Here is a 17,966-nt window from a genome sequence, read left to right on the forward strand (position 1 = left end):
CACACCCTAACCGCCCGCCGCCCTGGTCAAGTCGTCACATAACCGTCATCACTCCGCCGATCGCCGGATGCCCGGCGTCTCTAGCGTCCAGCCCATGATCCGACGACGCACCCTCCTTGCCGGCGCCACCGCGGGGCTGGTGGCGGCGGGACTGGCCGCGCAACCCGCGTCCGCGCACCCCGAGCCCCCGGCGTCCGTGCGCCTGCTCGCGCTGAACGACTTCCACGGCAACCTGGAGCCCCCGACGGGCAGCAGCGGCACCGCCATCGACGAGAACGGGAACTCCGTCCCCGCCGGCGGCGCCGCCTACGTCGCCGCGCACCTGAAGCAGCTGCGCAACCGCGACACGCTCACGGTCGCGCAGGGCGACCTGATCGGCGCGTCCCCGCTCATCTCGGCGGCGTTCCACGACGAGCCGTCCGTCCAGTTCATGAACGACATCGGGCTCACCGCGTCGGCCGTCGGGAACCACGAGTTCGACGAGGGCTACCAGGAGCTGCTGCGCATCCAGAACGGCGGCTGCCACCCCGTCGACGGCTGCTCCCCGGCGGGCGAGTGGGAGGGCGCGAAGTTCGACTACCTGGCGGCGAACGTGCTGCTGGAGAAGGAGAACAAGCCGCTCCTCGACCCCTGGACGATCCGCTGGATCAACGGCGTCAAGGTCGGCTTCATCGGCGTCGTCACCAAGACGACGCCGACCATCGTCACCGCCGACGGCGTCAAGGGCCTGCGGTTCGACGACGAGGTCGACGCCGCGAACAAGGCCGCCAAGGAGCTGAAGGAGCGCGGCGTCCACGCGATGGTGCTCCTCGTCCACGAGGGCGACAACGTCACCGCCGGCGAGAAGCCCGACGACTGCGGCGTGGTCCCCGGCGCGGGCACCCGGATCGCCCAGCAGGCCGACCCGGACATCGACGTCGTCCTCTCCGGCCACACCCACCAGCAGTACGTCTGCACGGTGAAGGGCCCGGACGGCCGGCCGCGGCTCTACTCGTCCGGCTCCTCGTTCGGCCGGATCATCACCCAGGTCGACTTCAAGGTCGACCGGCGCACCGACGACATCGTCCGCTCGTCGATGACGGCCGACAACCACGTCGTCACCCGCGACGTCCCGCCGGACCCGGCGACGCAGCGGTTCGTGCAGACCTGGAAGGACCGGGTCAGCGTGATCGCCGACAAACCCATCGGCAAGATCACCGCCGATCTCACCCGCGCCCCGTCCGCCGCCGGCGAGACCACGCTCGGCGACGTCATCGCCGACTCCCAGCTCGCCGCGATGAAGGACAAGGGCGCCCAGGTCGCGCTGATGAACCCCGGCGGCGTCCGGACCGACCTCACCTACAAGGCGAGCGGCTCCGAGGGCGACGGCGTCGTCACCTACGGCGAGGCGTTCGCCGTCCAGCCGTTCAGCAACGTGCTCGGCGTGACGTCGCTGACCGGCGCGCAGCTCGACGCCCTGCTGGAGCAGCAGTGGACGTCCGCGGGCGAGAAGATACTCCAGCCGTCCGCGAACCTGCACTTCACCATCGACCGCTCCAGGCCGGCCGGCGACCGCGTCTCGAACATCACGGTCGACGGCGCCGCCGTGGACCCGGCCGCCACCTACAAGGTCGCCGCGAACAACTTCCTGCTCGGCGGCGGCGACGGCTTCACCACGTTCACCCAGGGCAAGGACCAGGTCCTAGGCCCGATCGACCTGGACGGCTTCGTCGCCTACCTGACCGCCCAGGGCACCATCGCACCCCCCGCACTGGACCGCATCACCGGCCAGTAAGACCGGCTGAACACCTCTCCCTACGACCCGGCTGAACACCGGCCCGGAAGGCCGGACCCCAGCCACGGCCACGGGCAGGCCCGCGGAGCGAGTGCAGCGAGCGCAGCGGGCCTGCCCGACGACTGACAGGCTGTTTCGCCGCGGAGCGCTAGCGGAGCGGCGAAACAGCCTGTCAGTCGCAACGGGGGTTCCAGGGGGTCGCCCCCCTGGGCAAACTCGTCCCCCCTGGGAAATCACGCCCAGAAGTGCACCGCCCAGTAGACGACGGCGGCGACGATCGCGGCGGCGGGGAGGGTGAGGACCCAGGCCATGACGATGTTGCCGGCCATGCCCCAGCGGACGGCGGACAGCCGTTTCGTGGCCCCTGCCCCCATGATCGCCGAGGTGATCGTGTGCGTGGTGGAGATTGGAGCGTGCCAGAAGTAGGCGGTGACGTACAGGACGATCGAAGCGGTCGCTTCCGCGGCGAAGCCCTTCGGCGGGTCCACCTCGATCACCTTGCGGCCCAGCGTCCGCATGATCCGCCAGCCGCCCGCGTAGGTGCCGAGCGACAGCGCGCCCGCGCACGCCACGATCACCCACAGCGGCACCGAGTTCCCGCTCGCGTGCCCGGTGGTGACCAGCGCGAGCACGATGACGCCCATCGTCTTCTGCGCGTCCTGCAGGCCGTGGCCGAGGGCGAGCGAGGCCGCCGACAGCGTCTGCGCGATGCGGAACCGGCGCACCACCCGGCTGGGCTGCGCCCGCCGGAAGATCCACAGGATCGCGACCATCACCAGGTAGGCCAGGACGAACCCGACGACCGGCGACACCACCATCGGCACGACGACCTTGTCGACCACGCTGTGCCAGTTCACGTACGACGACGAGGCGAGCCCGGCCCCGACGACGCCGCCGATCAGCGCGTGCGAGGACGAGGACGGCAGCCCGAAGTACCAGGTGATCAGGTTCCAGGTGATCGCGCCGAGCACGCCGGCGGCGATGACGGTGAGGCCGTGGAGGCCGGTCGGCGGGGTGATGACCTCGCTGATGGTCTTGGCGACCTCGACCCCGAGCAGCGCGCCCAGCATGTTCATCACCGCGGCCATGCCGAGCGCCACCCGGGGCGTCAGCGCCCGCGTGGACACCGCCGTCGCGATCGCGTTCGCGGCGTCGTGGAAGCCGTTGGTGTAGTCGAACACCAGCGACACCACGACGACCAGGACGAGCACGGCCATCTGCGCGTCGGACCGCAGTCCGAGCGCGCCCGCCACCATCACCAGGAGGATCCCGGCGAGCAGCAGCAGCCACGCCCGTCCGGAGACGCGCCGGGTCGCCTGCTCGCCGATCGACCCGTCGGTGTCCGCCGACGGCTCCCGGACGATGGTCGAGCCCGGCTCCGGGTCCGCGCTCATGATTCCTTGACCGCGATGGTCTCGACCGTGTTCGCGACGTGCTCGAACGCGTCCGCGGCCTCTTCGAGGCGGTCGATGACCTGCTTGAGCTTCAGCACGGTCAGGGTGTCGTACTCGCCGCTGAACAGCTGCGCCAGCAGCTTGCGGTACACCTGGTCGCCCTGGTTCTCGAGCCGGTTGATCTCGATCCAGTACTCGTTGAGCTCCTTCATGGAGCGCAGCCGGGGCATGGCCTCCGCGGTCAGCTCGGCGGCCCGCTCCAGCACCTCCACCATGTGCACGATCCCCTTGGGGAACTCGTCGATCTTGTAGAGGACGACGAGGTCGGCTGCCTCCTCCATCTCGTCCATCACGTCGTCGATCGTCGAGGCCAGCCGGTAGATGTCCTCGCGGTCGAACGGGGTGATGAACGTTTCGTTCAGCCGTCGCATGATCGCGTGAGTGCATTCGTCGCCCGCGTGCTCGCAGGCGCGCATCTTCTCCGCGATCGCTGCCCGGTCGGCGCCGTCGCTGATGAGCTCCACGAGCAGCCTGGCGCCGGTGACCAGGTTGTTCGCCGAGTCGGCGAACATGTCGTAGAAGCTGTCCTCACGCGGCGTGAGACGCAAGCGCACGTCGTTCTCCTGTGGTGCCGGAACAGTCCGCAGAGGATCGTAGGCGCTACCGGCCGTAAAAAGAACCTTTGCCCCAGCTTCGGCCGGTGTCACCCATCCTCTCACCTACAAGATTGCCCTAGATCACCAGGTACATACCCCTGCGGTTGCCCCAATCGGGCCCGCTGCGCATAGGCTCGGGGCCGGACCAACGGCCGCACGGAGAGTGACGACGCGCGTGAGTGAGATTCGTTACAGCGTCCCGGCGATCAGCTGCGGGCACTGCGTGACCGCGATCAGCGGGGAGGTCGGGCGGGTGCCCGGCGTGAGCGAGGTGGCGGTGGACGTGGACGCCAAGCTCGTCACCGTCCGTGGCGACGGCCTGGACGACGCGGCGCTGCGCGCGGCGATCGACGAGGCCGGGTACGACGTCGCGGGCTGACCTGGGCGGCCGGTTCCGGACCTGCACTTTCGGCGAATACGGTCAGCCCGTCTCAGCCGCCGTCCGCGGACCGTCGCGGCGGCCTCCGGAGCACGGGCCGGCCCCGGTGCGCGGAACCGCCCTGGAAACGCGGACCGGGGACGTCCGGCGCGGACGTCCCCGGGCGGATCGGGCCTCGGCTACTCCTGCGGCGTCAGCTCGCGACGACCGGCCTCGCCGGAACGCACCCCGAGCACCATGTCGATTTCCGCGATGGTGAGCGGCCGCTCCGCCGCCGCCACCGCGCTGAGCATCTCGGCATAGAGTTCGATCTCGTCCAACGCAACGCGGTCGTGGACGCGCAGATCGAGGTTCTGCTGGCGCACCGCGTCCACCTCCGTTCGTTCCCCACACCCGAGTTCGAGGCTACGCGTCCCGCCCCGACGGGCACATGACCCAAGAGGGCCATTCGAGGGCCACCCATATCCGTGGTCTTCCCGGGTCAGGTGAGCATGATGCGCCCGATCACCCGGGAGGGGTCCCGAGAGGAGCCCGTCAAGGACTCCTGTCGGACGCCGTCAGCCGCCCCGGTGGAAGTCGCCGAGCATCTGCTCCAGCGCCGACTCCGGCAGGTCGCGGGCGGTGAGCCGGGCCACCGTCGCCGCGTTGACGTCGGCGCCCGCGAGGCGCGCCGCCTGCCGCGCGACCGTCTGCTCGAACAGCGCCCGGACGGTCCTGGCGTAGGCGAACGACGGGTCCTGCCGCAACCGCTCGAAGCGGGTGAGCAGCTCGACGCGCAGCTCCTCGTCCAGCATGTACAGGTCCCGCTCGGCGTACTTCTGGAACAGCCGGACCATCTCCCGGTCGCTGATCCCGTGGAACTCCACGATCCGCGCGAACTCGGCGCGGAACGCGGGATTGCCCGCGAGGAACCCCTCCATCTCCGCCGCCGGGCTGGAGCAGACCACCATGAACCGGCCGCCGCGCTCGCGCATGCCGCGCAGCAGCTCGTTCACCACCGCCGGGCTGCGGTCCAGCAGGTACGCCTCCTGGATCAGCAGCACGCCGCCGAGGGCCTGCTCGATCATGCCGGCGACCCGGCTCTCGGTGTCCGGCTGGTCGCGCCCCGCCAGATGCACCGGGCGGCACGCCACCACGTGCCCCGACTCCAGCAGCCCGAGCGCGGCGTAGATCCCGCCGACGAGCCCCGCCACCGTCGTCTTGCCCGTCCCCGGCGGCCCGACGAACACCAGGTGGTGGGCGTCGCGGTCCGCCACGCCGTACCGGACCCGGTCCGCCGTCTGCTCGGCCTCGTCCGCCAGCTCCCGGACGACCGCCTTGACGTCGTCCAGCCCGGTGAGCCCGTCCAGCCGGCGCAGGTAGCCGTCGATGTCGCCGGGCGGCCGCAGCGCCGGCTCGATGCCCTCCGCGACGCCGTGCAGGTCGTCCGGCGTCAGGACGAGCCGGTCGTGCGACGCGCCGGCCCGCGCCATGTTCCGCTGGCTCGCCTGGTCCAGGTACGCCTCGACGAGCCGCGCGTTCACCAGGTCGCCGGGGCCGCGGAGCCGTTCGAGGTCCTCCTTCGCGACCTCCAGCGCCGACGCCCCGATCGTGACGCGCCGCTCGTCCGCCAGCAGGTGCAGCAGCGTCATCCGGTCGTCGAGCCCGCTGAAGTCGGGCAGCCGGTACACCCGGAACGCCTGCACCAGCTTCGGGTGCTCCCTCAGCAGCCGCTTGTACGCGCGCGGCTCGCACGTCGCGATCAGCGGCGTCGTGTTCACCGGGTCGCGCCGCGCCCGCCGCACCGCGCCGGTGACCGCGACCGGGTCCTGCGCGGCGCCGATCGCCACGTCCAGCCGCTCGAAGAGGATCGCCGGGCCCGGCTGCCGCAGGATCCGCTCCATGGCGTCCACCGGCGCGTCGCGGACGTCGTCGGCGTCGTGCGCGCGGATCGCGCCGTCGCCGAGGCCCGCGTCCGCCAGCGTCAGCGCGATCAGCCGCGCCAGCCTGCGCTGCCCGGTGTGCGGGCCGCCGACCAGCAGCACCCCGGGCACGCCGGCCGGCGCCGAGCCCGGCCGGCCGTCGACCCGGGTCACCTCGGCGTCCTCCCCGGCCGCCGCGTTCCACTCCTCGACCTGCGTGCGCAGCTCGTCCAGCAGCTCGCCCGCGTCGTGCTCGCCGGACACGAACCCGATCCCGAACCGTTCGAGCGTCCGGCGGCGGCCGAGGTCCTGCGGCGGCGGGATCTCGTGGACGGGCCGCTCGGGCGACGGCGTGTCGTCGAGGAAGTCGAAGTCGCCGACCATGGTCTCGGACATGACCCGCGTCCCGGGGCCGGGCGGCGGCCCCTGCGCGGGGCCGTCCTCCAGGTCCTCCGGGCCGAGGATGCGCGTGCCGGGCGGCTGCGCGTTCCGCGGGGGCGCGTTCTGCGGAAGCGGCGGCACCGGGGGGCCCTGCTTGGACGCCGCGCCGTCCTCGAACCGCGTCGCGTACGCGCCGGCGGCCGGCTGCGACGGCGCGCCTGCGTCCTCGGCGCGCGTCGCGTACGGGTCGAACGCGGCCGGCTGCTCCCCCGGCTGGGCTCCCTGCGGCCCCGAAACCGCCGGAGGGACTTGCGGATTCTGCACGGCCGGAGGCCCCTGCGGGCTCTGCGCGGCCGGAGGCCCCTGCGGGTTCTGTGCGGCCGGGGGCACGCCGGCGCCGGGAGGCAGGCCCTGAGCGGGAGGCCCGGCACCGGCCGGCTGGTAGCCGAGCTGCGTGTACGGCGGCACGATCGGCTCGTCGTGCTTCTCCTCGTCCGGTGAGAAACCGCCGAGCGGCTGCTCCGCCGGCCCCGGCCCCCGGTCGGGCGACGTGCCCTCCTGGTCCGCGAAGGGCGGCTGCCCGGCCCCCGGATACGGCGCCCCGCCCGCGGGCGGCTGCGCCTGACCGGCGTCGAAGCCCGGATGGCCGGGCCGTCCGGGGTCGGGCGGCCCGAGCGGCGGCGCGCCCGGCATCCCGAAGGCGGCCTGCCCCTGATCGCTCAGTACGGGCTTGGGCGCGGCCTGCTGGAAACCGAGCTCGGTGTACGGCGGCGCCACGCTCCCGCCGGCGTCCTCCTCGGCGGGCGAGAACCCGCCCATCGCCGGATCCGGCGAAGCGAACCCGGCCGCCGGCTGCGGCAGCCCCGCCGGGCCGGGCGCGTTCTCCCACCCCGGCTGGGCCGGCGGCTGGACGAACGGCTGCGCGGGCCCCTGCGGCTCCGCCGGCTTCGGCGGCGCCCCCGGCGCCACGCCCGGCTGGCTCTGCATGCCGAACGGGGGTGACGGCGACACGCTCGGCGACGGGCTCGGCGGCGGCGTCTGCGTCGGCGCGGCGGCCGTGGCGCGCGCCCGGCCGCGCCCGATGATCCCCGCGATGATCGCGGTCGGCACCGGGAAGCCGCGGGGCCGCGCCGGCATCCCGCCGAGCCGGCACCACGCGAGGTCCAGCTCGTACATCGCGGCGAGCAGCGTCTCGGCGCCCTCGCCGGAGCCCGCCGCCCGCAGCGGTTCCGGCAGCCGCAGGTCGGCCGGCCACAGCCGGCGCAGTGGGTGCCCCTTCTGCTCCGCCACCGCCTGCACCGTGTACCGGATCTCCGGGTCCAGCCACGGGACGATCGAGCCCGCCACGTCCTTGCGGACGACGTCCAGGTCGGCGGCCAGCAGCGCGGCGGCGACCATCCGCGGCTCGGTGTACGCCGGGTCGGCCGGGTCGCCCGGCAGGTCGCCGATGGCCTCGCTCAGCGTGTAGAACGCGTGCCGGAAGTTGTCGCCCGGCGAGCTCTCGTTCCGCAGCGCGGGCACGAGGTGCGGCGGGCACCGGGTCAGCCACTGCTGGACGATCGCCTGGTCCCCGTACGGGAGCGCCCCGTAGTCGACCGTCGGGTTGCTCAGCGTCGTCCCGAGGATCGCCAGCAGCGCGTCCGCCCGGGTCTGGAACCGCACGTCGTCGCGCAGCGCGCTCGCGACCGCCCACATCGTCCGCAGGACGACGACCGCCGCGTCCACGCGGCTGGCGCGCAGCCGCTCGGAGTACAGCCCGACCAGCGTCTCCAGCGCGGGCGGGGTCATCCAGCGCGGGCCGTCCACGTCCGGCAGCGGCTTGGCCCGGTACGGCTTCCACAGGTCCAGCATCTGCGCGTCCAGCCGGGCGTCGAACACCGGCGCGGTCGCGCACCACATCATCACGCCCCACGCGACGGCCACCGTGGACGGCGTCTCCTGCGTGAACTGCGACCACCAGTGCGGGTACTCCGGCGCGGGCAGCGCCGCCGCGGACTCCACGGTCGCGCGGACCCGCGCCGTCAGCTCGCCGGCGAAGCCGTGGCCGACGAACGGCAGCGACGCGGGCGGGTCGTAGGAGAAGTCGGGCCCGGCCGGGATCACGTGCGGCGGCAGCTGCGGGACCTGCATCCCGCCCTGCTGCGCGGGCCGCGCCGCCATCCGCACGGCGGGCGTCCGAGGCGGCGGGCACAGGTACCACTGGCCGTCCGACGGGTGCAGCCGGTACCACCGGGCCCACGCGCCGAACAGCCACCACGTCCCGTCCGGCAGGACGAGCATGCGGCCGGCGATGGCGTGATGGCGCTGCTGAGGAGGCGCCGACGGCCACCATTGGGCGGCCACCATCGCCCTCGTGTCGCGCTCGGCCTCCGCGAACGGATCCTGCCCCATCCGGGGGTTGGGCGGCGGAGCACTGCCATAGCCCGGTCCCCACACCACGTGGGTCATGGTAGTCAGACGGAACGCCCCAGATTTCCCCCCGAGCCGCCCGCCGCGAATACCCGCAGGTCAGCGCCTACCGTCCCGCGCAAACCCGTCGATCTGCCCGTCCGCCGGGGCAGCCGGCGGCGTCAGCGCCAGGTGGCGCGGCCGTGGCGCTCGGCCTTCTGCATGTAGACGTCGGGCGTGTGCTGGAGGACGAGGCGGTCGCCGTCGTTCAGCTCCCGGACGATCTTGCCGGGCGTGCCCGCCACCAGGACGCCCGAGGGGATCTGCTTGCCGGGCGGCACCAGCGCGCCGGCGGCGATGAGCGTGCCCGCCCCGATCCGGGCGCCGTTCAGCACGATGGCGCCGATGCCGATCAGCGAGCCGGTCTCGACGTGCGCGCCGTGCACCATGGCCTTGTGCCCGAGGCTGACCCGGTCCTCCAGGACGGCGGGCATGCCCGGGTCGGCATGCAGGCAGCTGAGGTCCTGGATGTTGCACTCGTCGCCGACGACGATCTCCTCATCGTCGCCGCGCAGCACCGAGCCGTACCAGACGCTGGACGCCCGGCCGAGCGTCACGCGTCCGACGATCACGGCTCCGGGCGCCACCCACGCCTCGGCGTGGATCTTCGGCTCGTCCTCGCCCAGCGACCCCACATAGCTCATGCGCCCGATGCTAGGCCGTGCCCGGATCCGTCCGGGGGCCGGGGAGGCGGGGTCGGGCACGGGTTCGACGGGATGTCGGATTCGGTGGATGTCGCGCGACACGGCGGCGCAGGTGAGGGCGTTTTTTCGGGAAATTGGGTAGTTTGTCGCCTCCAGCCAGATGAAGAAACGGCAGCGAGAAGGGCGTTCCGGTTGCGCGAGCGGGGCGGATCGCACGAGAGTCGATGCTGACGTTTCTGCTGTGGGCCCGCTGACCGGCGGGTGAGGATTCGCAAACCGACCCTGACGGGGTGATACCCCCGCCAACGACCCCCCAAGGCATCATGAGCAACGAAGCCGAAATCCTGCCGAACCTCCTTCAAGACGAGTCCTTCGAGATCGTCATGCGCGGCTACAACCGCCGCCAGGTCGACGACTACATCGCCCGCGCCCAGCAAAAGCACCGCGAGCTGGAGGCCCGGCTCGCGCGCGCCCAGGACGACGCCGAGCGCGTCCGCCGGGAGATGGCCGAGGTGCGCGAGGCCCGCAAGCCCACCGGCGACGACCTGAGCGACCGGCTGCGCCAGATCATCAACCTCGCCGAGGACGAGGCGCAGGACAAGGTCGCCGAGGCCGAGGCCAAGGGCGCCGAGATCCGCAAGGACGCCGAGCAGGAGTCCAAGCGCATCATCGACGAGGCCCGCGCGCACGCCGACAAGAACCTCTCCCAGGCCCAGGAGAAGGCCGACCACATGCTGGCCGCCGCCAAGAAGGAGTCCGACAGCGTGCTGTCGGCCGCCAAGCAGGAGGCGGAGCAGACGGTGACGAGCGCGCGGCTGGAGGCCGAGCGCACGCTCACCGCGTCCGAGCGCCGCGCCAGCGTGATCAACGAGGGCGCCACCCAGCGGCTCACCTCGCTGACCAAGAACCACACGCAGGCGCTGCAGCGGCTCACCGAGATCAGCGAGACCCTGCACCGGCTGCTGACCGCCGAGAACGAGGCGGGCCCGCTGGAGAAGATGGTCGAGGACGCCGTCCGGCAGACGCCGCCGCGCAAGCAGCCGGCCGCCGCCCCCGCCCAGCCGGTCCCCGCGCAGCCCGCCCCCGCCGCCGCGGCCGGCCCCAAGCCGCCCGCGCCGTCCACCGCGACCGGGCCGAAGCCGATCGTGGCCAAGCCGGTCGCCGCTCCGGCGCCGTCGATGAAGAAGCCGGAGCCGGACGGCCCGGCCACCGGCACGGGCACGGGGCCGCAGGTCCCGCCGCCCGCGAAGGCGCCGCGTCCGATCGAGGACACCGACGGCGGCCCGTCCGGCGGCCACGCCCCGATCGTCCCCCCGGCCCCGCGCGGGCCCGCCGACCCGAGCTGATCCCCAGCCCCGGCGGAAACGTCACCCGCTCCCCGAACGGTGCGCCCGGCCCTTGCCGGGCGCACCGTTCGCGTTTCCGCGGCCGTTCGGGCGGAGCGGAAATCGCGACATAGGATCATCCGGGTGAGCAAGAGGACCACGACGCGCAACGGGACCGCCCGCCCGATCCGGCTTCTCGGCGACCCGGTGCTGCGCACCGCGTGCGACCCCGTGCGGACGTTCGACGCGTCCCTGGAGAAGCTGGTCGACGACATGTTCGTCACGATGTACGAGGCGGACGGCGCGGGCGTGGCCGCGAACCAGGTCGGCTCCGGCCTGCGGCTGTTCGTGTACGACTGCGAGGACGACCGGGGCCGCCGGCACGTCGGCCACGTCGTCAACCCGGTGCTCGTGGCCGCCGACGGCGAGCTGCTGGTGGAGCCCGAGGGGTGCCTGTCGCTGCCGGGCCTGCGGTTCGACACCCCGCGCCACGCGCACGCGGTCGTGGAGGGCGTGGACGCGAAGGGCCGGCCCGTCCGCGTGGAGGGGACCGGGTACTTCGCCCGCTGCCTGCAGCATGAGTGCGGGCATCTCGACGGCGAGGTCTACATCGACGTGCTGTCCGGCGACGCGCGACGCGAGGCCATGCGCGCGATCCGGAACCTCCAGCGCCCCTGAGCCCGGCCTCCCGGCCGCACCGGCGTGACGATCCTGAGCCCGGCCTCCCCCTGAGCCCGGCCTCCCCCTGAGCCCGACCGCCCTGAGCCCGGCCCCCGGAGCCCGGCCCCCGGAGCCCGGTCCACTGAGCGCGGCTCAGTCGGCGTCGAGCGGGAGGAGCACGCGGAAGGTCGCGCCCTCGCCCGGGGCCGAGTCGACCTCGACCGACCCCTCGTGCGCGGCGACGAGCGCGGCGACGATGGCGAGACCGAGGCCGGTCCCGGTCCGGCCGCCCTCGCGGGAGCGGGACGCGTCGGCGCGGTAGAAGCGCTCGAAGACGCGTTCGGCCTGGTCGGGCGAGAGGCCGGGGCCCTCGTCCGCGACCTCCAGCATCGCGGCGGGCGCCCCGCGCAGGGTGCCCGGGGACAGGCGCACCTCCACCGGCGTGCCCGGCGGCGTGTGCGCCACCGCGTTCGTCAGCAGGTTGCCGAGGACCTGCCGCAGGCGCGGCTCGTCCCCGCGCACCTGGTAGGCGAGACCGCCCTCGACCGACAGCTCGATCCGGCGGTCCGGCGCGACCACCCGGGCCTCCTGCACCGAGTCGGCGGCGACGGCGAGCAGGTCGACGGGGCGCCGCTCGATGGGCCGCTGGCGGTCGAGGCGGGCGAGCAGCAGCAGGTCCTCGACGAGCAGGCCCATCCGGCCGGCGGTCTCCTCGATGCGGCCGATCATCCGGCCGATCTCCTCGGGGGTGCGGGCGGCGCCCTGCCGGTAGAACTCGGCGAAACCGCGGATGGCGGTGAGCGGGGTGCGCAGCTCGTGGCTCGCGTCGGCGACGAAGCGGCGCATCCGCTCCTCGGACCGGCGGGCCGTCTCCTCCGAGCGCCGCGCCGCCGCCTCCGACTCGGCGCGGGCGCCGAACGCCGCCTCGATCTGGGCGAGCATCGCGTTCAGGGACCGTCCGAGCCGGCCCATCTCGGTGCGCGGGTCGGCCTCCGGGACGCGCCGCGACAGGTCGCCGGCCGCGATCGCGCCGGCGGTCTCCTCCACCTCGGCGAGCGGGCGCAGGCTCGCGCGCACCACCCACACCCCGAGGACGACCAGCACCGCGAGGACCAGCAGCCCGACGATCACGTCGATGGCGATGAGCCGGTTCACGGTCCGCTGGATCTCCGCCAGGCTGACCGCGATGAGGACGGTGGCGCCGGTGCCGGGGATCGGCTCGGCGAGGACCCGCCAGTTCGTGCTCGACCCGCCCGTCCCGGACACGGTGAACGGCCGGTCGATCCGGCCGGTGACGTCGGCGGGCAGCTTGGGGTAGCCGCGCTCGCCCACCGCGAGGTTCTGCCCGATCGGACGGCCGTTGCTCCCGCGGACCTGCGCGTACATCTCGCTGGGCACCCGGACGTTCAGGTTGTAGTGCCCCTGGACCTGCTCGGTCACCTGGATGATCACATGCCCGACCGAGGAGCGCAGCTGGTCGTCGGCGCGCCCGACGAGGTACTGGCGCAGCACCGAGGCGCCGGCCGCGCTCATCACGGTCATCCCGAGGGTGACCAGGACGAGCATGCCGGCGATGAGCTTCATCTGCAGCGGCGACCGCGACCACAGCCCGCGGATCCAGGAGTTCCAGCGCGGGCGCCGCGTCCCCCGCGGCGGCTCGTCGCCCCCCGTCCCGCCCGGGTACGGGCCGTACGGCATGCCGGCCGCGTGCGCGCCGCCGGGCGGCGGTCCCGGTTCCATGACCGGCCGGTCGCCGGGCGCCGGGCCCGCGGGGTGCGCGGGGAGCGCGCCGGGGCCGGGGACGCGGGGCTCCATCAGGCCGGGGGCTCTCTCAGGACGTAGCCGACGCCCCTCAGCGTGTGGATGAGGCGGGGCTCGGCGTTGTCGACCTTGCGCCGCAGCGCGGACACGTAGGACTCGACGATGCCCGCGTCGCCGCGGAAGTCGTAGTTCCACACGTGGTCGAGGATCTGGGCCTTGGACAGGACGCGCCCGGCGTTCGCCATGAAATAGCGGAGCAGCTTGAACTCGGTCGGCGACAGCTGCACCGCCTTGCCGCCGCGCCAGACCTCGTGGCTGTCCTCGTCCAGCTCGACGTCCGCGAACACCATCCGGGGCGGGGGCTCGGCGACGCCGCCGCGGAAGCGCCGCAGGACGGCGCGGATGCGGGCGATGACCTCCTCCAGGCTGAACGGCTTGGTGACGTAGTCGTCGCCGCCGATCGTCAGGCCCTTGATGCGGTCCTGAACCGCGTCGCGCGCGGTGAGGAACAGCACGGGAGTGTGGTCGCCGCCGGACCGCAGCCGCCGCGCGACGTCGAACCCGTCGATGTCGGGCAGCATCACGTCGAGGACGATCAGGTCGGGCCGGTGCCGGCGCGCGGACTGGACGGCGTCGGCCCCGTTGGTCGCGGTGAGCACCTCGAAGCCGGTGAAGCGCAGGCTGCCGGCCAGCAGCTCCAGGATGTTCGGCTCGTCCTCGACGACGAGCAGCGTCGCCTCGGGCGCCCGCACGCCCGCGTTCGCGTTCGCCGTCCGTTCAACCACTGACACGCTCTCCCTCCAGGGTCGCCTCCGAGGCTCGCACCCGAACCTGAATGTCCCCTGAAGGTGCGCCGAGCATTCCCTTCACCTGCGGCTCCCCGCCTCCGCCTCGACGGCGCGGATCAGCATGTCGAGCTCGGTGTCGAACACCTCCGCGGTGGTGATCTCGCGGAGGTGGGGTTCGGCGGCGCGCAGCCGGGGCAGGGCGCCGGGGCCGTCGCCGGCGGCGCGGCCGTGGACGCCGAGGCTGGCGTTGCGGTGCCGGTCGATGGGGTCGCCGTGGGCCTCGAAGTGCATCCGGCCGAGGACGAGGTCGATGAAGACCAGGTAGTAGCGGACGGCGGCGCGCTCGTCGAGGCCGGCGTCGGCGAGGGTCGCGAGGATCGTCTCCACGAGCCGGAGGGCGCCGGGACCGTGGTCGCCGCGGGTGACCAGGGCGTCGATGGTGCCGGGGTAGGCGCCGAGTTCGCGGCGCAGGCCGTCGGCGATGCGGCGGAGGCGGCCGGGCCAGGGGCCGGCGCCGAGGTCGGGCGGGACGATGTCGCGCGCCGCGATCGCGTCCATGACGAGGGCGACGAGCTCGTCCTTGCCGGAGACGTGCCGGTAGAGGGCCATGCGGGAGACGCCGAGGTCGGCGGCGAGGGCGCGGATGGTGAGGGCGCCGAGGCCGTCCCGTCGGGTGATCTCGAGGGCGGCGGCGACGATCTGCGCGCGGCTGATGCTGCCCCAGGGCCGCCGCTCCCGGGCGGGCGGGTCGGACGGCCCGGCGGTCGGGTCGGGCGGCCCGGCGGGCGGGCGGTGCGGGCCGGACTCGGACATGCGGAGAACCGTAGCCGAACATCTTGCGGACGCCTGTCCGCAAGATTTAGGTTCGCCTTACCTAATATCGATCGGAAAGGCGGATCCGATGCCCGGAGGGCCGGAACGGAGGGGGATGGTCGCGGCGCTGCTGGCCGCCGCGTTCCCCGCGAGCCTCGCGCAGACGATCGTCATCGCCGCGCTGCCCGTGCTGCGGGACGAGCTCGACGTCCCCGCCGCGCAGGTGACCTGGACGCTCACGGCGTTCATGCTGGCCGGGGCCGTCGTCACGCCGATCGCCGGGCGGCTCGGCGACCTGTACGGGCACCGCCGGATCCTGGTGGCCTGCCTGCTGCTGTTCACCGCCGGGACGGTCGCCGCGGGCCTCGCCGCGTCCGCGCACTCCTTCGGGTGGCTGGTGGCGGGACGCGCCGTCCAGGGGACGGGCTCTGGGGCTTTCCCGCTCGCGCTCGGGATCGCCCGGTCGGCGCTGCCGCCGCACCGGCTGCGCAGCGTGGTCGCGCTGGTCAGCGCCGTGTTCGGGATCGGCGGGTCGGCCGGGATGGTGGTCGCGGGCCCGCTCGTCGACGCCGCCGGGACGCCGTGGCTGTTCTGGGCGACGCTGGTCCTCGCCGCCGGCGCGCTCGCCCTGGCGACCCGGCTGCCGGCGACGCGGCCGGGCGGTTCCGGGCGGATCGACCCGGTCGGCGCGGTGCTGCTGCCGGCGACGCTGGTCTGCCTGCTGCTGGCGATCAGCCAGGGGCGCGCGTGGGGCTGGGGCTCGGCGCGGGTCATCGGGCTGTTCGCGGGCGCGGCCCTGGCGCTGGCCGCCTTCACGGCGGCTGAGCTGCGCGTCCGCGCGCCGCTGGTCGACCTGCGGCTGCTGCGCGGGCGCGGACCGGCCGCCACCACGCTGGCCACCCTGGTCGTGTGCGTGGCGATGTTCGGTTCGATCACGCTGATCCCGCAGTTCGTGCAGGCGCCGCGGGCGTCCGGCTACGGGTTCGGGCTCTCCGCGTCCGCGGCCGGGCTGCTGATGGTGCCGATGGCGGCGCTGATGCTGCTCGCCGGCCCGGCGGCGCCCCGGCTCGCCCGCCGCGCCGGGTCCCGCGTCCCGTTCCAGGCCGGGACGGTCTGCGCGGTCGCCGCGTTCGCCCTGCTCGCGTGGGCGCACGGGGCGCTGTGGGAGGTGTACGCCGCCTGCGCGGTCATCGGGGTCGGCTACGGGCTGGCGTTCGCGGCCATCGGGAACCTCGTCGTGGAGAACGCGCCGCCCGGGCAGACCGGGGTGGCGACGGGCGTCAACACGATCGTGCGGACGGTCGGGGCCGCCGTCGGCGCGCAGGCCGTCACCGCGATCCTCGCGGCGCGCAGGGCGTCCGCGGCGAAGCTCTCGCCGGAGTCGGGCTACACCGGGGCGTTCGCGGTGCTCGCTGTGATCGCGGTCGCGGCCCTCGGCGTCGCCGCCGCGATCCCGCGCGGTCCCGGGGGCGCGCGGGATCCTCGGGAAGAGCGGGGCGTGGATTCAGGGAACGTTCAGGTACGTGCGCTTGAGTAGTCGGCACAGGGCGCGCCCCGGTCCGGACAGGGACCGGATCCCCGCGCCCTGGCCACTCCTCCTCGCCACCGCGGCCGAGAGGGCGACACGCCGCACGCCCTCCCGGCCGCGGTTTTTTTGACGCCGGCCTTATCCAGCACACTTTCAGGCCGGATCCAGGTGGGCTCCAGACCCCCGGCGCAGATTCGTATGCGACGGCGAGACGAGGGAGTTCACATGGACGCCGGAAGGCCCGAGGAGCCACAGCAGCACAGTTGGGATCGGCACGTCGCGGGATCCGAGCGGCACGCGCCATCCGAGCGGCCCGCGGCACCGGGGCACGCCGGAGGCCCCGAGCGGCCCGATCTCAGCCGGCCCGGACAGCCGCACCAGCGGCAGCCGCACGACCAGCCGCTGCTCGGGGAGGCTGCGCCCGGCCAGCAGACGCCCGGCCAGCAGGCACCCGAGGAGCAAGCGCACGGCCAGCAGGCCCACGGCCAGCAGGCGTACGGGGGATGGCAGCAGCCCGGGGCGTGGCACGCGCCCACGGCGGCGGCAGGTGCCGGCGCGGCGGGGCCGCCGCACTGGGGCGTCCCGCAGGCCGGGGCGGCGGGGCCGTTCCGCCGTGGCCCGCTGTGGACGGCCCGGCAGAAGGTCGCGGCGCTGGTCGCGGGGGCCGCGCTGGCGGTCGGCGCGGGCGGGGCGGGCGCGGCCGTGGCGATGGCGTTCGCCGACCACGGCACCGTCTACTCCAGCCCGGTCGCCGTCTCCGGCGCGTCCAGCAAGGCGAGCACGACGGCGCAGGTCGCCGCCGCGGTGCAGCCGAGCGTCGTGTCGATCTCGAGCCGGTCGCAGACGGGCGAGAGCGAGGGGTCCGGGGTGATCCTGCGCTCCGACGGCGTGATCATGACGAACGCGCACGTCGTGTCGGACGGCGGACAGCTCTCGGTGAAGTTCAGCGACGGCAGGACGGCGCCGGCGACGCTGCTCGGCGCCGACACCGCGAACGACATCGCGGTGATCAAGGCGCAGGGCGTGTCCGGGCTGAAGCCCGCGACGCTCGGCGACAGCGACCGGCTCGCGGTCGGCGACACCGTCCTCGCGGTCGGCAACCCGCTCGGGCTGAGCGGGTCGGTGACGTCCGGCATCGTCAGCGCGCTCGGCCGCCAGGTCCAGGAGGGCGACTCCGGCGGCGGCCAGCAGGACCTGCCGCCGGGCCTGCAGGGACGGCTGTCCCAGCAGCAGCAGGCCGTCATCGAGAACGCGATCCAGACCGACGCGGCCATCAACCCCGGCAACTCCGGCGGCGCGCTGGTGAACAGCGCCGGCCAGGTGATCGGCGTCAACACGGCGATCGCCACGTCCGGCAGCAGCTCGGGCAACATCGGCGTCGGCTTCGCGATCCCGATCGACCAGGCGAAGAAGGCCGCCGACAAGATCATCTCGAGCGCGTCGGTGTAGAGGCTCACCGGGGAGCGCCGTCCCGTCCAGGCTCTGGGGGGAGCGGGCGGACGGGCGGCGGCCCC

General features: G+C 74.0%; 14 protein-coding genes. 6 read left to right on the top strand and 8 right to left on the bottom strand.

Annotated features, from left to right (window positions below; all coding sequences use genetic code 11):
• Positions 1-94: 94 nt before the first annotated feature.
• On the top strand, positions 95-1,774 hold the full coding sequence (locus amrb99_RS16245) for a bifunctional metallophosphatase/5'-nucleotidase (protein WP_190856804.1): 1,680 nt from the start codon (positions 95-97) through the stop codon (positions 1,772-1,774).
• Between the two features lie 233 nt (positions 1,775-2,007).
• Here amrb99_RS16245 and amrb99_RS16250 read toward each other — a convergent pair whose 3' ends face one another.
• The gene (locus amrb99_RS16250; protein WP_190856906.1) at positions 2,008-2,991 is read right to left on the bottom strand and encodes an inorganic phosphate transporter; all 984 of its coding nucleotides are present in this window, start codon (positions 2,989-2,991) and stop codon (positions 2,008-2,010) included.
• A 173-nt stretch (positions 2,992-3,164) separates the two neighbouring features.
• On the bottom strand, positions 3,165-3,782 hold the full coding sequence (locus amrb99_RS16255; RefSeq protein WP_190856805.1) for a DUF47 family protein: 618 nt from the start codon (positions 3,780-3,782) through the stop codon (positions 3,165-3,167).
• Positions 3,783-3,999: 217 nt separating this feature from the next.
• On the opposite strand from amrb99_RS16255, the gene amrb99_RS16260 reads away from it, so the two are divergent.
• A complete protein-coding gene (locus amrb99_RS16260) occupies positions 4,000-4,203 on the top strand; it encodes a cation transporter (protein ID WP_190856806.1) in 204 nt (67 codons plus the stop codon).
• A 179-nt stretch (positions 4,204-4,382) separates the two neighbouring features.
• Here the strand turns inward: amrb99_RS16260 and amrb99_RS16265 are convergent, their stop codons facing one another.
• The 3 genes from amrb99_RS16265 to amrb99_RS16275 form a co-directional block, all read right to left on the bottom strand.
• Positions 4,383-4,577 (bottom strand): hypothetical protein, encoded by a 195-nt coding sequence (locus amrb99_RS16265; RefSeq protein ID WP_194736913.1) that lies wholly within the window; start codon positions 4,575-4,577, stop codon positions 4,383-4,385.
• 183 nt (positions 4,578-4,760) lie between these two features.
• Positions 4,761-8,924, bottom strand: coding sequence for an AAA family ATPase (locus amrb99_RS53130; RefSeq protein ID WP_190856807.1), 4,164 nt, complete (start codon positions 8,922-8,924; stop codon positions 4,761-4,763).
• 131 nt (positions 8,925-9,055) lie between these two features.
• Positions 9,056-9,577, bottom strand: a complete 522-nt coding sequence (locus amrb99_RS16275; protein WP_190856808.1) for a gamma carbonic anhydrase family protein — start codon at positions 9,575-9,577, stop codon at positions 9,056-9,058.
• 323 nt (positions 9,578-9,900) lie between these two features.
• On the opposite strand from amrb99_RS16275, the gene amrb99_RS52420 reads away from it, so the two are divergent.
• Together amrb99_RS52420 and def are read left to right on the top strand one after the other, a co-directional pair.
• Positions 9,901-10,923 (top strand): DivIVA domain-containing protein, encoded by a 1,023-nt coding sequence (locus amrb99_RS52420; protein WP_190856809.1) that lies wholly within the window; start codon positions 9,901-9,903, stop codon positions 10,921-10,923.
• Between the two features lie 123 nt (positions 10,924-11,046).
• Positions 11,047-11,580, top strand: a complete 534-nt coding sequence (gene def, locus amrb99_RS16285) for a peptide deformylase (protein WP_190856810.1) — start codon at positions 11,047-11,049, stop codon at positions 11,578-11,580.
• A 135-nt stretch (positions 11,581-11,715) separates the two neighbouring features.
• Here the strand turns inward: def and amrb99_RS16290 are convergent, their stop codons facing one another.
• The 3 genes from amrb99_RS16290 to amrb99_RS16300 all read right to left on the bottom strand — a co-directional run bounded on the left by amrb99_RS16290 (position 11,716) and on the right by amrb99_RS16300 (position 14,924).
• On the bottom strand, positions 11,716-13,377 hold the full coding sequence (locus amrb99_RS16290) for a HAMP domain-containing sensor histidine kinase (protein ID WP_277819931.1): 1,662 nt from the start codon (positions 13,375-13,377) through the stop codon (positions 11,716-11,718).
• On the bottom strand, positions 13,377-14,108 hold the full coding sequence (locus amrb99_RS16295) for a response regulator transcription factor (protein WP_347256714.1): 732 nt from the start codon (positions 14,106-14,108) through the stop codon (positions 13,377-13,379). Before amrb99_RS16295 ends, amrb99_RS16290 begins: the two co-directional genes overlap by 1 nt.
• Before the next feature lie 81 nt (positions 14,109-14,189).
• A complete protein-coding gene (locus amrb99_RS16300) occupies positions 14,190-14,924 on the bottom strand; it encodes a TetR family transcriptional regulator (protein WP_190856811.1) in 735 nt (244 codons plus the stop codon).
• Between the two features lie 88 nt (positions 14,925-15,012).
• Here amrb99_RS16300 and amrb99_RS16305 point away from each other — a divergent pair, with 88 nt between their 5' ends.
• Together amrb99_RS16305 and amrb99_RS16310 are read left to right on the top strand one after the other, a co-directional pair.
• On the top strand, positions 15,013-16,461 hold the full coding sequence (locus amrb99_RS16305; RefSeq protein ID WP_190856812.1) for an MFS transporter: 1,449 nt from the start codon (positions 15,013-15,015) through the stop codon (positions 16,459-16,461).
• A gap of 216 nt (positions 16,462-16,677) precedes the next feature.
• Positions 16,678-17,901 carry a trypsin-like peptidase domain-containing protein gene (locus tag amrb99_RS16310; RefSeq protein WP_190856813.1) on the top strand — a complete coding sequence of 408 codons (1,224 nt, stop codon included), beginning with the start codon at positions 16,678-16,680 and terminating at the stop codon, positions 17,899-17,901.
• Positions 17,902-17,966: the final 65 nt, after the last annotated feature.

Source organism: Actinomadura sp. RB99 (assembly GCF_014706005.1).
Lineage (GTDB): Bacteria > Actinomycetota > Actinomycetes > Streptosporangiales > Streptosporangiaceae > Spirillospora.

Excerpts from the sequence above, each read along its gene's own strand:
- amrb99_RS16290 (WP_277819931.1), bottom strand. The coding sequence starts at position 13,377 with ATGGAGCCCCGCGTCCCCGGCCCCGGCGCGCTCCCCGCGCACCCCGCG.
- amrb99_RS16275 (WP_190856808.1), bottom strand. The coding sequence starts at position 9,577 with ATGAGCTATGTGGGGTCGCTGGGCGAGGACGAGCCGAAGATCCACGCC.
- amrb99_RS52420 (WP_190856809.1), top strand. The coding sequence starts at position 9,901 with ATGAGCAACGAAGCCGAAATCCTGCCGAACCTCCTTCAAGACGAGTCC.
- amrb99_RS16250 (WP_190856906.1), bottom strand. The coding sequence starts at position 2,991 with ATGGCCGTGCTCGTCCTGGTCGTCGTGGTGTCGCTGGTGTTCGACTAC.
- amrb99_RS16305 (WP_190856812.1), top strand. The coding sequence starts at position 15,013 with ATGCCCGGAGGGCCGGAACGGAGGGGGATGGTCGCGGCGCTGCTGGCC.
- amrb99_RS16310 (WP_190856813.1), top strand. The coding sequence starts at position 16,678 with ATGGACGCCGGAAGGCCCGAGGAGCCACAGCAGCACAGTTGGGATCGG.
- amrb99_RS16300 (WP_190856811.1), bottom strand. The coding sequence starts at position 14,924 with ATGTCCGAGTCCGGCCCGCACCGCCCGCCCGCCGGGCCGCCCGACCCG.
- amrb99_RS16245 (WP_190856804.1), top strand. The coding sequence starts at position 95 with ATGATCCGACGACGCACCCTCCTTGCCGGCGCCACCGCGGGGCTGGTG.